Source organism: Neorhizobium sp. LjRoot104, from assembly GCF_964253725.1.
Taxonomy (GTDB): domain Bacteria; phylum Pseudomonadota; class Alphaproteobacteria; order Rhizobiales; family Rhizobiaceae; genus Neorhizobium.
Window position 1 is genome coordinate 3,241,442 of record NZ_CAXURS020000001.1, and the last position, 15,594, is coordinate 3,257,035.

A 15,594-nucleotide genomic window follows, 5' to 3' on the forward strand; every position below is an offset into this window, starting at 1 on the left:
ACTTCCGGTTCACTTGCGAATGCACACAAACGGCGCACCCGAGCACGTCATGGCATTTTTCGAAATCGGTATTTCCGGGATCCGGCCATAGTTCATCGACTAAGCAATCTCGGCGACCTGTTCCCGGGTCGGCGCACCGCTTTGAACTTTAGCCTCCACATCGGCTTTCGGGGGTAGTGCAGCCGAGACGACCGAGGCTGCAAGAACAGCACGCATGTGCTCGGAGAGCACACGAACATACGGATCGAGCACCATGCTGTCGTGGTCTCCGGGCACTTCCGACACTCGCAATTGCGGCACCTGCCCGGACCACCCGTTGTCCGGCAGCAATACATCGCGGTTCTGCTTCAGGTAACGGCCGCCACCAAGACTATAAAATATATCGGGCTTGGGACGAAACAACGTGACGTTCCCGGAATACGATCTGACATCATACCTGAGCAGCGCTCTCCTGAACGCCATCTCTATCCGGACATTGTTGAAATACTCCGGCGATTCACCTTGATGCTCCAACTCAAGCTTGGCCCGCTGTTGCTCATGGTAGGCACGACGATCCCTCAGATACGTGCCAACAAATCCCATCTTGTGCCGGCGTATATCCTGCAGCTTCATGCTGAGACGGTCGCGCAGGCCCAACCCGGGCTGCCGCGGCATGGGCGTGTCCAGCATGATCACCTGGGAAACCTCTTCTCCCGCATCTTGAAGCTGCTGGGCCATTTCAAAGGCGGTTATGCCGCCACCCGAATAGCCGGCGAGAAGATAGGGGCCGTTGGGCTGAACCGTCCGGATTTCGGCGATGTAGTCGGCCGCCATCTCTTCGAATGTCGCGTGCGGCTCGTGGTCGCCGTAAAGTCCGCGGGCCTGCAATCCGTAGACCGGCCTGTCCGCACCCATGGTCATCGCCAGATGGCGAAGGTTGAGGACATTGCCGAACATACCGGCGCAGATGAATAGCGGGGTTGCCTTTGCATTCTTGCCGGGGTTCATCAGGACCAGATGGACCGGCTTTGCCGTCGTCGGCGGACGCGCCGTGAGCTCGGGTCCCGCGGCCTCGCCTGCATCCGGCACTTCCGCGGCGATCCGCTCGGCGCACTGGGCAATCGTCGGCGCCTCGAACAGCGTCGATATCGGCAGGTCGAGCCCGTATTGCTTCTTGATCATCCGGAAGAGACGGACCGCGATCAGGGAATGTCCGCCCATGTCGAAGAAACTGTCGTGGATGCCGACCTTGGCGATGCCGAGCAGTTCCCGCCAATAGCCGGCCAGCGTTTCCTCGATCGGATTACGCGGCTCGACGAACTCGCTTTCGAGGTCCGGCCGCTCGAAATTGTCGCCCGACGGCGTCGCGGTTTCGGCAGCGGCGGCAATCCACTCGCGCAGGGTTTCGAGATCGATCGAACTGATGATCGGCTGAGGTTCGGATGTGCCGAGCGCGCGTTGCAGCGCCGAGAACCCCTCGGCCGGCAGGATACCGTTGCGCACCTGGGTGCCGAGCTTCAACATCGCCGGAGAAAGCGCGGCCGGCTTCGCTTTGGCGGCGGCCGGCGCATCCGCTTGGGATGCGAGCCCGAGCGCAAGATCGTTCTCCAGCCTGCGCATGACGAATTTTTCGGCTTCGAAGACGATATTGCCGTGAGGATCGGTGATCGTCACGTCGAAGGCCGCATAACCCTCGCCGAAATCGCTGCTGTCGGCGAGCTCCACGATACTGACGATCTCGGCCGGCAGCGGCATGTGAAGGGCCACCCGGCCATAGGTTGCCGGCGCCCAAAGCGAGGTCTCGGCGTCGTAGTCCGCGGCAAGCTGCATTGCAAAGCCGGTCGCGATATCGAGCAGGCCCGGATGCAGAAGAACGCCTTTCGCAAGATCATCGGCAAACAGCGGGTCCAGTTTCAATTCCGCAACAGCCTTGCCGCGTCCCATCGCCATGGAGCGCAGGACGGCCCAGCGGGGACCAAAGCGGATATGCTTCTCCTGGACTGCGCGAAGCGTGCTGCCGTTTCCGGAAACCCGTGTCTCATAGCATTGAGACTCGACGGAGGCGATGTCGGCTGTCGCGCGCCTCTGTTGCGGATGCGGCTTGAGGACGGCTTCGGCGTGCTTGACGAACAGCGCATCCTCGCCATCCGCCGGGCCTGCCAGAACCAAGACGCGAAAATGCTCCGCCGCCGGCTCCAAGCGGATGCGAACGGCTTTCGTCTCTCCGTCGTTCAGCACAAGCGGTCTCAGGAATACGAGGTCCGCCACTTCCGCTTCGAACGGAAGTCCGTATTCCCGAGATGCTTGCGCAATCAACTCCAGATAGCCGGTACCCGGCATGACCGCCTGACCTGAGAGCAGCCGATGCTCGTTGAGCATCCATTCCGTCTCAGGACTGACCAGCGCCTCGAGCCAGGGCAAGCCTGTCTCATCCTCTTTCCAGTGCTGGAAGAAGGGACCGGCAGCCGGCCCGGCAACCGGCTTGATCCACCCGCCACCTTCGGAAGCGCCAAGCGCCCGGGCCGCAAGACCGACTTCATTCCAGACGCCCCAATGCAGCGCCACGGTAGCGCGGCCGGCGCGATGGGTACGGCTCTGCGCGAAGGCGTTGAGATAGGCGTTCGCCGCGACATAATCGACCTGCCCTGCCCGCACCACATCGGTGCTGGTGGAGGAAAACATCAGGAAGAAATCGAGTGCCACGTTTTCGAATGCCGCATCCAGCACGGTGGTGCCGAGCACTTTCGGGGTCAGGACCCTGTCGAGGCTGTCGCGCGTCTTGGTCTGCATCAAGCCGTCGTCGACCGTGCCGGCGGCATGGAAGACACCGTTGATTTCCCCGAACCGGGAAAGCGACATCTCGACCGCCCGGTTCATCTGTTCCGGATTGCTGACATCGCCAACGAGATAGAGGACTTCCGCACCCTTCTCTTCCAACCGGCGGATCGCCGAGATCGCCCGCCGAATGCCGTCATGATCATGGGTACGGTCGTAGAACTCCCAGTTTTCCCGTGGCGGCAGAACCAGGCGCCCGACAAGCACGATCCGCCCGCGGAACTGGACGGCAAGTTCGTCGGCAAGCGCCAAAGCAACGTCGCTCAATCCGCCGGAGAAGAAGTAGACGCCGCCCTCGCGCAGTGTCGCCCGTTCGGATGATACTTCTTTCAACGGCAGCCGCTGATGAACCTGCGACCAGCGCCGCCCTTTGCGAAACGCAACGATTTCGGATCCTGGCTTGGCATGCAGATCTTCCCAGAGCTGCTCGATCAACGCCGCCGGGTCGGCGGCCTCCTTCTTCTCTGCCCGCCCCGTCAAACCCGCGAAGGCGGAACGTTTGCCCTGCCGGTCGGCCTTCGGCGGCAGGTCGATATCGATCACCCTGACCGTTGCGCCGGCCATCTCCTTCGGCAGGACCAGGCTCGGACCCAGGACGGTCGCCTTTTCGGGATAGGGCAGCGGTTCGCCCGAAACCTGCTGCATGCCGTTGGTGATGACAGTGAAGTGTATTTCCGGAACGCTCGCCGCATCACCCAGGGCCTGGGCGAGGTGCAGCATGCTGTCGAAACCGCATTCCTGGTTTCGATGGAAGAAGTTCGAGCCGGGCCGGAAGGTTTCCGCCTGGGTCAGAAGCCACATATGGACGATACGCGACGGCAGGCCGCCATCACCGGCAAGTCCGGCAATCAGGGCATCATATCCGGCGCGGCCCAGTTCCGGGCAGAGCATATAGTCCTCGGCGCTGCGGCGAATGAAGGCGTCGCCGAGGGACACCGTGACGACCCGGTGGCCTGCCGTCCTAAGCGTTTCGACCAGCTTCCGGCCGACCCCGGTTTCGTCGAGGAAGAAAAGCCAGGATTGCGGCTCCTTCTCCGCGCCCAGTTCATAATCGGCAAGCGTCTGCTTCCAGGAGGGCCGATAGCCCCAGCGTGCAATATCGGGCTCCTTCGAAAGGACGGGTTCGGCGCTTTTTCCTTTTTCGTTCGCTCCGGCGCGGTCTATGAAGAAGCGCTTGTGCTGGAACGGGTAGGCCGGCAGCCTGACCCGGCGCGGTGAACGGCCCTGCCACAGGCGGTCGATATCCACGTCGAGGCCGGTGGCCCAGGCCCGCCCGACCGCGGAGAGGAAATATAGCCGGTCGTCGCCGGCCTCGTCCGGATGTGGCAGGCTGTTGATCACCTGGTTTGCGGGGATCGACCCTTGTGCCTTTGCCAGCGACGACAGCACCCGACCCGGACCCACCTCGATATAGATGCGCCCCGGCTCCGCCGACAGCGCTGCCATGCCGTTCGCGAAATAAACGGTCGAGCGAAGGTGGCCGACCCAGTACATCGGATCGGTCGCCTCTTCGGCACTCAGCGGCAGGCCCGTACGGTTCGACAGGATCGGAATGGCCGGCGCGCGAAGGGTAATGTCGCGCAGGAAGGCCTCGAAGGCCTTGAGAATGGGCGTTACCAGCCGCGAATGCGCGGCGATGTCGATCGGCACGCGCGTCGCGTCGATGCCCTGCCTCGCCAGAGACTCCCGGAAGAGGTCGAGATCCTCATTGAGGCCCGATACGACGCAGAGCGATGGCGCATTGACCGAGGCGATATCGAGCGATGCCGGCAGGAGCTCGCAAAGCCGGTCGTGATCGAGCGGCACGCTCATCATGCCGCTGGGTCGAACAGTCTCGAAAAGCTTACCCCGCAGATGCACCAGGTTGACGGCGTCCCTGAAGGACATCACGCCGGCAACACATGCCGCGGCGTTCTCGCCCATGGAGTGACCGATCAGCGCCTTCGGCTTCACGCCCCAATCCATCCACAGGCGGGACAACCCGACCTCGGTGATCAGAATGGCCGGAAGTTGGAGCGAGGGGCGAAGGAAGGTTTTCGCAGCCGTTGCGGAATTCTCGCCGAGCCAGACCGTGCGGATTTCATTTGCTGCGTCGATCGGCAGATGGGAAAGCCCCTCCTCGACGATCCGCCGGAATGTCGGATCCTCCCCGTAGAGCCGCTTGGCCATGCCGACATATTGAGCGCCGCCGCCCGGAAACAGGAATATGGCGCCGGAATTGTTCGGCACCGGCTGATGGACGAAACCGCGGCTGCCGGGATTCGCAAGCACCGCGATGGCGTCCTCACGGCCACGGACGGCGACCACCATGCGGTGGTCGAAATGTTTGCGACCGTGCTGCAGCGTGTAGCCGACGTCATCGAGCGAAAGGCCGGGCTGTCCGGAGATCGCCGAACCGAGCCGCCCGGCTGCCTGGTCGATCGTCTTGCGCTGGCGGGCTGAGAGAAACAGCAGCATCGGATCGGAATCGGCGCCGAGTTGGGCATCGCCCTCGGCCGTTTCCGGCACATAGCGGGTCGGCGCCTGCTCGATGATGGCATGCACATTGGTGCCACCGACCCCGAGCGAGTTGACGGCCGCCCGGCGGGGACCCGGCGCATGCGGCCATTTCACCAGCTTGTTGTTGACCCGGAACGGGCTCTTTTCGAAATCGATCGAGGGATTGGGGCGCTCGAAGCCGAGCGTCGGCGGGATCTCTCCCTCGTTGACGGCCAGCGTCGCCTTGATGAGACCGACGACACCCGCTGCCGTATCGAGATGGCCGATATTCGATTTGACGGATCCGACATGGCAGAAACCTGTCCGGTCGGTGCTCTGCCGGAAGGCCGCCGTCAGCGCCTCGATCTCGATCGGATCGCCGAGGAACGTACCCGTGCCGTGGCACTCGACATATTGAATAGTGTCGGCCTCGACCCCTGCGAGCCCTTGAGCTTCCAGAACCGCCTCCGCCTGCCCACTGACGCTCGGCGCCAGATAGCCGGCCTTGCTGCTGCCGTCGTTGTTGACGGCCGTGCCCTTGATCACGGCATGAATTACATCGCCGTCGCGCAGGGCGTCCGAAAGCCGGCGAAGCACGACCACCCCGACGCCGCTGCCGAAAATGGTCCCCGCGGCACGATGATCGAATGGCCGGCAGTGCCCGTCCGGCGAAAGGATCTCGCCTTCCTGGAACGTATATCCGCGGCGATGCGGAAACTCGATCGTCACCCCGCCGGCAAGCGCCATGTCGCATTCGCCGGAGATCAGGCTCTGGCACGCATAGTGCACCGCCACAAGTGAGGTGGAGCAGGCGGTCTGCACATTCACGCTCGGGCCGCGCAGGTCGAACGTGAACGAGGCTCGCGTCGCCAAAAAGTCCTTGTCGTTGCCCGTGTGGCGCAACAGGAACATTCCCACCTGGTCGATCAGGTTGCGATTGCTGCAGACGTTGAAATAGAAATAGCTGCCCATGCCGCAGCCGGCGAAAATACCGACCGGGCCGGGCTGGTTGTTGGGCGTCCGGCCGGCATCCTCCATGGCTTCCCAGGCGCATTCCAGGAAATGGCGGTGCTGGGGATCCATGATCGCCGCCTCCTTCGGATTCAGGCCGAAGAATTCCGCATCGAACATTTCCATGTCGGGAAGGTCGGCGCCGCGGGGAACATAGTTGGGATGATGGATCCGCTCGGGGTCTTCGCCTTCAGCGATCAGGTCCTCCGGCGAAAACGTCCGGACCGACTCCACGCCGTCCCGCAGGTTCTGCCAGAATTCCGAAACATTGCGCGCACCCGGCACTCTCAAAGCCATGCCGACGATTGCAATATCGCTGGCACAGACCTGGTTTGACCCCTCAAGCATCGACACCGCCCTAACCCACGGAGGCCAACCTGACGACATCACCCCAATGATGCCATGAGCCTCGTTCCGCTTCCCACTGAAATCCACGAGCGCAAACCCGCAGCCTCAATGTGCTGCCAGCCAAGACGCAATCGCAATTACTCCTTTGGAAGCCATCATCATCCGTATGGGGGAAAGCCGGGTACGGCCCGCAATTCAGGCTTAGGCGCGATCATCCGCATGGGTGGTCCGGCGCATGTTGAGTTTTAGACCGCACCCCGTTTCTATCGGAATGCCTGGAACAGCAACGAGTGGGGACAAGCTTTATGGGCGAATTGAAGTGTGTTTTGATCGGTGGCGGTTTATTGCTGGTTCAATGCGCTGAAATTCTGCGGGGGCGCGGGCATAGGATCGAGGCCATAGCGACCTCGAACGCATCGGTCAGGAACTGGGCCGAGGCCCAGGGCGTCCCGGTCATAACCCAGGAAGGCGATTACGCCGCCCAGCTGACCCAATACGATTACGACTGGCTGTTCAGCATCGCCAACCTGAAAATGGTGCCCGATGCGATCTGGCGGCATGCGCGCATCGGCGCCGCCAATTTCCATGACGGCCTGCTGCCGGACATGGCAGGCCTCAATACACCCGCCTGGGCGATCCTCGAAGGCCATGACCGGCACGGGATCACCTGGCACGCGATGACCGGAGGGATCGACGAAGGCAATATCTACGCGCAGCAGCATTTCGAGATCAACGCGGACGACACCGCCCTGACGCTGAACACGAAATGCTTCGAAGCCGGCATCACGACGTTCTCCGAGATGCTCGGCGATATCGAGCGCGGCACCCTGAACCCGCGCCGGCAGGATTTCGCGACCCGCACCTATTACGGACAGCACAAGCGTCCTTCGGCCGCCGGTAGGCTCGATTTCACCGCTTCGGCAGGCGAGCTTTCCCGTCTGGTACGCGGCCTTGATTTCGGCCCCACCTATCTCAATCCGCTCGCAACCCCCAAGGTCCGTTTCGGCAACGACGTCTTCACCGTCAGGAACCTTCGCATCCTCGACGGCGAACTGAACGGGGAACCTGGTCTGGTCCTGTCCGTCGGTGCCCATGGCGCGACGATCGGCACCGCGGACATGCCTGTTCTGCTCGAGGCCGCCCGCAAGGATGGCGCGAGGCAGGTCACGCTCTCTTCGGCACTACGTCCGGGCGATCGGCTACCGCTTCCAAGTGAGGCGGACGAGACCGCTCTATCGGAAGCGGTCGCCGCTCTTGCGCGGCATGAGAGCTTCTTCCGCCGCGCACTCGAAGCCGGTACCGATATCGCCCTTCCCTATATAAAAGCATCGGAAGCCGGCCAGGCCCCGGATATCCGCATCATCCCTCTGGTTTTTTCCGGGCAGCTTTCGCGGCAGGAGCGCGTCGCGTTGACGGCAGCCTTCCTGATCCGCGTTTCCGGCCAGCCGGTATTCGACCTCGCCTACAGGAACGACAGGCTGATAGACCTCGGTGCCCGCCATCCCGGCTATTTCGCGACATCCATTCCGCTGCGGATCGACTCCACGGTGCAGGCCTCGGTCGATGACCTGCTCGGCAATGTCGATCGGTCGCTGAAGGTGCTGGACGAGCGTAAGGGTTATTGCCGCGATCTCGTCGATCGTTATCCCGGCCTCGCGGCGCCGGAATTGACGATCGGTGTCGCGGACATCTCCAATCCGGCGCTCGCAGACGAGATCGAGGGCTGCGCCCTGACATTCCGGCTCGGCGAGACCAGAGCCGATCTGCTCTATGATCGGACACGTATCGACGAGCGGCAGGCGCAGGATCTCGCGACGGCATTTGCGGTCCTGGCCTCGGCGTTCGAGGACCGCGCGACGTTGCTGCAAGACCTGCCTTTGATGTCGAATGCCGACAGGAACATGGTCCTCTTCGACTGGAACCGGACCGAGCGCGAATACGAGACGGCCGCCTGTGTTCACCAGCTTATCGAGCGCCAGGTCGATCGGACGCCGGATGCGGAAGCCCTGGCATTCCATGGCCGCTCACTTTCCTATCGCGAAATGGACGAACGGGCGAACCGGATCGCCCAAGCGCTGATAGCCCAGGGCGTCGGCCCGGACGTCACCGTCGGCCTCTATCTTCCGCGCTCGCTTGATCTGGTCGTCGGTGCGCTCGCGATCATGAAGGCAGGCGGCGCCTATATTCCGCTCGACCCGCATTTCCCGGCCGATCGCCTGGCATTCATGATCAAGGACAGCGGCGCCAGGCTGGTTCTGACCGAGCGGCGCCTTGCGAAATCCGAGACGCTCGATGGCAGCAATTTCCTGTGTGTCGAGGATATCCTGAAAAACCAGGCAATAGCGGAGCGTCCGGTAACCGCCGTCGCCTCGAGCAATCTCGCCTATGTCATCTACACCTCCGGCTCCACCGGTCTCCCAAAGGGCGTGATGCTGGAGCATCGCAACGTCGTGAATTTCTTCGCGGGCATGGACGAACGGGTGCCGCGCACCACGGACCGTCGCAACGTCTGGCTGGCCGTTACCAGCCTCTCCTTCGATATCTCCGTTCTGGAACTCTTCTGGACGCTTGCCCGCGGCTTCAAGGTCGTTGTCCATTCCTCGGAAGTCATCGAAGCCAAAGCTAAGGGCACGTCTTCCGCCGGAAGAGGTACTAACCTCGATTTCGGACTCTTCTACTGGGGCAATGACGGCGGATCCGGACCGGACAAATATCGACTGCTGATCGAAGGCGCGAAATTTGCCGATGCCAACGGCTTCGATTCCGTCTGGACACCGGAGCGCCATTTCCATGCCTTTGGCGGCCCTTATCCGAACCCTGCGGTGACCGGCGCGGCCGTCGCGGCTGTCACCAAAAACCTCTCGATCCGGGCCGGAAGCTGCGTTCTGCCGCTCCATCATCCCGCCCGCGTCGCCGAGGAATGGGCGATCATCGACAATCTCAGCAACGGGCGCGTCGCACTCGCCTTCGCATCCGGCTGGATGCCGGAAGACTTTGTGCTGCGGCCGGAAAACGCACCGCCGAAGAACAAGGCGAGCCTCACCCGCGACATCGAGGTCGTCCGCAGATTGTGGCGCGGCGACAGCGTCGATTTCGATTTCGGCGGCGGCACGGTTGCGGTCGTAACCCAGCCGCGACCGGTCCAGAAGGAACTCCCTGTCTGGCTCACCACGGCCGGCAATCCGGAAAGCTACCGGGAAGCGGCCCGGCTGGGTGCCAATGTCCTGACCCACCTGCTCGGCCAGTCGGTCGACGAGCTTGCGGAAAAGATCCGCATCTACCGGCAGACGCTGGCCGAGACCGGCCGCAATCCGGCGGACTATAAAGTCACGCTGATGCTCCACACCCTCCTCGGTGAAGATCGCGATGAGGTGCGGGATCTAGCGCGCGGCCCGATGAAGGAATATCTGCGCAGCGCAGCCGCCCTCATCAAGCAATATGCCTGGGCATTTCCGGCATTCAAGAAGCCGCAGGGCATCGCCCAGCCGATGGATATCGACCTCCAGTCGCTCGCGCCCGAGGAGATGGATGCCATCCTGGAATTCGCCTTCCTGCGTTATTTCGAGGATAGCGGCCTGTTCGGTACGCCCGAAGATGCGCTGGAAAGGCTGGATCAGGTCAAGGCGGCCGGCGTCGACGACATCGCCTGCCTCATCGATTTCGGCCTCGCCGACGATATCGTCCTGGAAAGGCTGCCTCTGCTGGCCGAAGTGGTGAAAACCAGCAAGAACCCCGCCCCCGACGAGGTCGGCGACGGTTTTGCGGAAGAGATCCGCAAACATCGGGTCACTCATCTGCAATGCACGCCCTCGATGGCCCGCATGTTCATGATGATCGACGAGGACCGCGCCGCCTTAAGTGACGTCCGCCATCTCTTCCTCGGCGGCGAGGCGCTGCAGGGCTCGCTTCTCGCAGCCTTGCGAACCGTCACCGATGCGACGATCGAAAATATGTACGGCCCGACGGAAACGACGATCTGGTCTTCGACATTCACCGCCGGCCCATCGACGGGCGTCGTACCGATCGGCCATCCGATCGCCAACACCCAGCTCTATGTGCTCGACAACGCCTGCAATCCGGTACCGCCCGGCGATGTCGGCGAACTTTATATCGGCGGCGACGGCGTCGCGCGGGGATATCACAACCGCGAACAGCTGACGAGCGAGCGCTTCCTGCCCAACCCGTTCATGGAGGGCCGGATCTATCGGACGGGAGACCTTGCCCGCTTCGACAGGAACGGCATCCTGCATTTCCTTGGCCGCACCGATCATCAGGTGAAGATACGCGGCCATCGCATCGAACTCGGCGAGATCGAAGCACGGATCGGCACGTTCGCCGGCATCCGCGAGGCGGTCGTGGTCGCCCGTAAGGACAGTCCCGGCGACGTGCGCCTCGTTGCCTACATCCGGACAGCCGGTACTCCCGTCAACGAGCAGGAACTACGGGCCTATATCGCCGAGGCGCTGCCCGATGCGATGATACCCTCACATTTCGTGACGATGGAAGCCTTCCCCCTGACCCCGAACGCCAAGGTGGATCGCAACAGGCTGCCGGCACCGACGGAAAAGCTCCAGGCACCACCGGCCACGTTCATCGAACCATCCAACAATCTGCAGCGGGATATCAGCGAGGTCTTCGGTCGCGCCCTTGGGCTCGAGAAGGTCGGCATATTCGACAATTTCTTCGCTCTGGGCGGGCATTCGCTCCTGGCGGTCCAGGTCCATCGCGAGATGAAGGCGAAGCTGGCGCCGGATCTGACGATCACCGATCTCTTCCGTTTCCCGACGGTTGCTCTTCTCGCCGACCATATCTCCGGCAAGGGGAAGGCCGATATACAGTTGAGCCGGGCGTCCGAGCGGGCCGCATTGCGCCGCAACGCGATGGAACGGCGTCCCACGCTGGTTCGCGTGGAGACCAAGGTCTAGCTATGCTGCTGGAGGGCATGTTCGACCCTTCCGTGTCGGTCGCCGAAGCCGACCTGCTCGGTGACGTTTCGGAACTCTATCCTGAAGAGAGAACGGCGATCACCAATGCGGTGAAAAGCCGGCAACAGGAGTTCACCGCCGGCCGCATCTGCGCCAGGCAGGCCATGCGCCATCTGGGACTGCCGGGAATGGCCATACCCGTGGGGTCGGACCGGGCGCCGATCTGGCCGGCCGGGATCGCCGGAAGTATCAGCCACTCCACTACCCGCTGCGTCGCGGCCATTGGCCGCCATTCGGACGGCATCAAGGCTCTCGGCCTCGATATTGAGGAAGCGACGCCGCTCGACGACACCTATGCGCAGGAGATCTGCATCCCGCGCGAGCGACAATGGCTCAACCGGCAGCAATGGGGGATTCGCGGCCGATTGGTGAAAGCGATCTTCAGCGCCAAGGAATGCACCTACAAATGCCAGTACGGCCTGACGCGCACGATGTTCGGCTTCGAGGCCATCCGCATCGAGCTGAACCTGGCGGACGGGCATTTCGCCGCATATTTCGAGATCGATGTCCCGCCCTTCAAGACCGGCGACCGGCTGGTGGGTCAGATCAGGCTGCGCGACGGGTATGTCGTCGCCGGCATGATTATCCGCTGAAGCCTCCACCGGCTCCGGGCCCGCCGTACCCCCTGGAACGACGCCCAGCTCGTTTTACCGTGAGGCGGACAGTCAACAATCCTCAGTCATATTTTCCCGTAACCGGCTGCATTCGCTCAACGAATTGCATCGGATCGCACAATTGGGCGCAGAGGTCGGACTTCAATTGATCCGGCACCCATCAAATGGGCGTAGGCACGTTCGAGGTGGCTCCACCTGCCCCGAAATAGGATGAGCCCATGCATACTCGAACGGTGTAGCGTGGTCAGCTTAGAACCCTCGGCCCTCCGGCTATGATTGACGGCTTGAGACGCGTCGCCGGAGGGTAAATCATGCAACAGGACATACTGATCGTTGCGGCACTGTTATTGTCCGTCGTCGTTCTGGTTCCGACTGTCTTTTTCGCGATTGAATGTCTTGCCGGAAGTACCGGCGAGCGGAGCCAACCGCCACGTCAGAACGGCCGGCGACCGAAAGTTGCGGTTCTGGTCCCGGCGCATAACGAAGAACTCCAGATCATCGATACCCTGCACAGTATCCAGAGCCAGATGCGCGACGGCGACCGCCTGGTGGTCGTCGCCGACAATTGCACCGACCTCACCGCCTCGCTGGCACGTGAAGCGGGCGCGGATGTCATCGTACGGTTCGATCCGGTTCGCCGCGGCAAGGGATATGCCCTCGACGCTGGCGTCAACTATCTTGGCCTCCTTCCGCCGGACGTGGTGGTCGTCATAGACGCCGATTGCTGGCTCGAGCCGGGAGCGCTCGACAATCTCGCCTATATGACCGCGGCAACCGGCAGACCCGTCCAGTCGCGTTATCTGATGGTCGCCCCGCAGGATGAAAGCATCAACCTTGCGGTCTCCGAATTTGCGTTCCTTCTGAAGAATCGGATCCGGCCTCTCGGACTGGCGAGATTCGGGCTGCCCGCGCAACTGACAGGCTCGGGAATGGCATTCCCATGGGCCACCCTGCGGGATGCCGCGCTTGCGAACGGCAACCTGGTCGAAGACATGAAGCTTGGGCTGGATCTTGCGCGGGCCGGCCACGCGCCGATTTTCTGCGATGCCGCAGCCGTAAGCAGCAGGTTTCCATATTCGAAGAAGGGCCTCGAAACACAGGCCTCCCGATGGAACGCGGGCCGCTTCGCGCTGACGGCACACCTTTTCTCGACCCTGCTCGACGTCAATACGTTGCGGAGCCGGGCCTATCTGGCTCTCGTCGTCGATGCGCTCATACCGCCGCTGACATTGCTGACCGCGCTTCTGTTGCTCTCGCTGCTTGCGGCAGTCCCCCTCGCAACTTCCGGCATTGCGATCCTGCCGTTGGCGATCTCAATCATCAGCATCCTGGCTTTCGATATCGCGCTGTCGGTAGTGTGGTGGCGTCATGGCAGACGTACACTTCCCATGCATGCCATGGTGGACATTCCGGGATACATGTTCAGGAAGCTGAGGCTTTATCCGCGTCATATCCTTCAGGCTGGCGGGGCGGCCTGGATCAGAACCGATCGAAACAGGAATCACTGACCGGGATAGACCGGAAAGGCGTTGCCCCTTCGGAAGCTCGGATCAGGAGACGGTATCCGAAACCATGCAGGTCTCTATCCGGTTCGCCTTTGTGGCGGACAATTTCTGAGCGATATGCTCTCCGACACGCAAGGCGTTAGCGGCAATCGTCAGGCTTGGATTAACCCCTCCGCTGGTCGGGAAGAACGACGCATCAACGACATAGAGATTGTCCAGGTCATGCGCACGGTTGTTGACGTCCAATACCGAGGTGGCGGGATCCGGACCAAAACGGCACGTCCCACAGGCATGGCCGTAGTTAAGGTTGACTTCGGAGCCCAGCATCATCATCCGGTGCCGCTTGAATACCTTCCGATATAGCTTGCGGAAGACCTGCATTCTTTGCCGCAATTCGTTGTGAATTGTATATTCGAAATAGATGCTGGCGGAATCTTCCGGATCAGGCTTCACGCGATTTTCGGGATAGGGCAAATCCTCGAGGATAGAGGTGAATATCGTTGCGTTGCCGGAGACAAGAGCGCCGATCATCGCCGGAATGCGCATCAGGGGCTTGAGCGGCTTCAGCCAGGCCCGGCCATTCTGGTCGATCAGTGACTTCAGGAAATGAAGCACGTTGTTGGCGGTCGCAGTCAGCCCGGTGGACTGGATGAGGCCGAGCTTAAGGCCTTGATATTCATAGAAATCGCGAAGACCGATCGACCTTCCCGGCTCTGAAACACGGGTTTTGCCCCGAGGCCAGACAGCGAAGAAGTCCGACGCGTGGAACATCAGGTTGCGCCCCACGAGGTCCGACGTGTTTGCAAGGCCGTTCGGCCAAAATTCGTTGGTGGAGTTGAGAAGAAGCAAGGGTGTGGAAAGCGCGCCGGCCGCGAGTACGTAGAGTTTCGCAACAATCGCCAGCTCGTCTCCGTTCCTCCGGCACGACAATTGAGTAACCGCCTCGTCGTCGGCCGAGACCTTTTCCACGTTGCATTGATCGATGATCATGGCGTTGCCGGTCGCCAGTGCCGGCTCGATGAATGCCCGGCGCGCATCCTGCTTGCAGGATTTATGGCAGATGAAGCCGCCGCATTGGCCGCACCCGTCGATATAGCGGCAGGCCGTATGAGCCCGATAGGGATGCATCCCGTTCGATTGCGCCGACTCGAAAAAATGCTGGTCGCATCGCGTCATGGCAGGAGGCTCGATGATCTCCGAGTGTGGCTGCAGCGGATCCTGGCTGCCGCGCACATGCAGGAGGCGCTCCGCCTTGCGATAAAAAGGTTCAAGGTTTTCATAGTGGATCGGCCAGGACGGCCTGCCGGATTTATCGACGGCTTTGAAGTCGCTGGGGGAAAACCGTTCGAGCGCTGCCGCATAGATAAGCGTCGAACCGCCGACGCCGCAGCCGAGTGCCGGAAAAAACCGTACGGCACGGGCATCCACGGAGCCGGAAATCTGCTGCGGCCACCGGCCATTTCTCAGGCGTTTCGCTTCGTCCGGACTATCGGGGTCATCACGCTCTTCCTGCGAAAAGTGGGCGAGACCCTTTTCTATGAAAAGTACGCGGTGCCCGGCGATTGCCAGGGCGTATCCCGTTGCTGCTCCGCCCATTCCCGCGCCGACGATGGCAACGTCCCATTCAAACTCCATCCACCCCCCAACTCAAAACAAGGGCCGTGGCGGTCAAGCCTTCAGCCGGCGAGGCTCATTCGTAGGCAGAGCCCAGCATTTCAACTCGCTGCCAGCGTCCATTTTTTCAGCGGAAGCGACCGATCAGCATTGCATCAGAAATATAAAACGAAATTCTATGCCGGATTTTAAGTCACATCGAAAGATTTACTAAAAAAATGACTG

General features: G+C 61.8%; 5 protein-coding genes. 3 read left to right on the top strand and 2 right to left on the bottom strand.

Annotated features, from left to right (window positions below; all coding sequences use genetic code 11):
- Positions 1-99: 99 nt before the first annotated feature.
- Positions 100-6,651, bottom strand: coding sequence for a type I polyketide synthase (locus ACSQ8R_RS16245; RefSeq protein ID WP_436254332.1), 6,552 nt, complete (start codon positions 6,649-6,651; stop codon positions 100-102).
- A gap of 344 nt (positions 6,652-6,995) precedes the next feature.
- On the opposite strand from ACSQ8R_RS16245, the gene ACSQ8R_RS16250 reads away from it, so the two are divergent.
- From ACSQ8R_RS16250 to ACSQ8R_RS16260, 3 genes are all read left to right on the top strand, one after another.
- Entirely contained in the window at positions 6,996-11,576 is a 4,581-nt protein-coding gene (locus ACSQ8R_RS16250; RefSeq protein ID WP_436254333.1) for a MupA/Atu3671 family FMN-dependent luciferase-like monooxygenase, read from the top strand.
- A gap of 17 nt (positions 11,577-11,593) precedes the next feature.
- On the top strand, positions 11,594-12,229 hold the full coding sequence (locus ACSQ8R_RS16255) for a 4'-phosphopantetheinyl transferase family protein (RefSeq protein WP_436254334.1): 636 nt from the start codon (positions 11,594-11,596) through the stop codon (positions 12,227-12,229).
- Positions 12,230-12,561: 332 nt separating this feature from the next.
- Entirely contained in the window at positions 12,562-13,758 is a 1,197-nt protein-coding gene (locus ACSQ8R_RS16260) for a glycosyltransferase family 2 protein (protein WP_436254335.1), read from the top strand.
- A 42-nt stretch (positions 13,759-13,800) separates the two neighbouring features.
- Here ACSQ8R_RS16260 and ACSQ8R_RS16265 read toward each other — a convergent pair whose 3' ends face one another.
- A complete protein-coding gene (locus ACSQ8R_RS16265) occupies positions 13,801-15,390 on the bottom strand; it encodes a GMC family oxidoreductase (RefSeq protein WP_436254336.1) in 1,590 nt (529 codons plus the stop codon).
- Positions 15,391-15,594: the final 204 nt, after the last annotated feature.

Excerpts from the sequence above, each read along its gene's own strand:
- ACSQ8R_RS16245 (WP_436254332.1), bottom strand. The coding sequence starts at position 6,651 with ATGCTTGAGGGGTCAAACCAGGTCTGTGCCAGCGATATTGCAATCGTC.
- ACSQ8R_RS16255 (WP_436254334.1), top strand. The coding sequence starts at position 11,594 with ATGTTCGACCCTTCCGTGTCGGTCGCCGAAGCCGACCTGCTCGGTGAC.
- ACSQ8R_RS16260 (WP_436254335.1), top strand. The coding sequence starts at position 12,562 with ATGCAACAGGACATACTGATCGTTGCGGCACTGTTATTGTCCGTCGTC.
- ACSQ8R_RS16265 (WP_436254336.1), bottom strand. The coding sequence starts at position 15,390 with ATGGAGTTTGAATGGGACGTTGCCATCGTCGGCGCGGGAATGGGCGGA.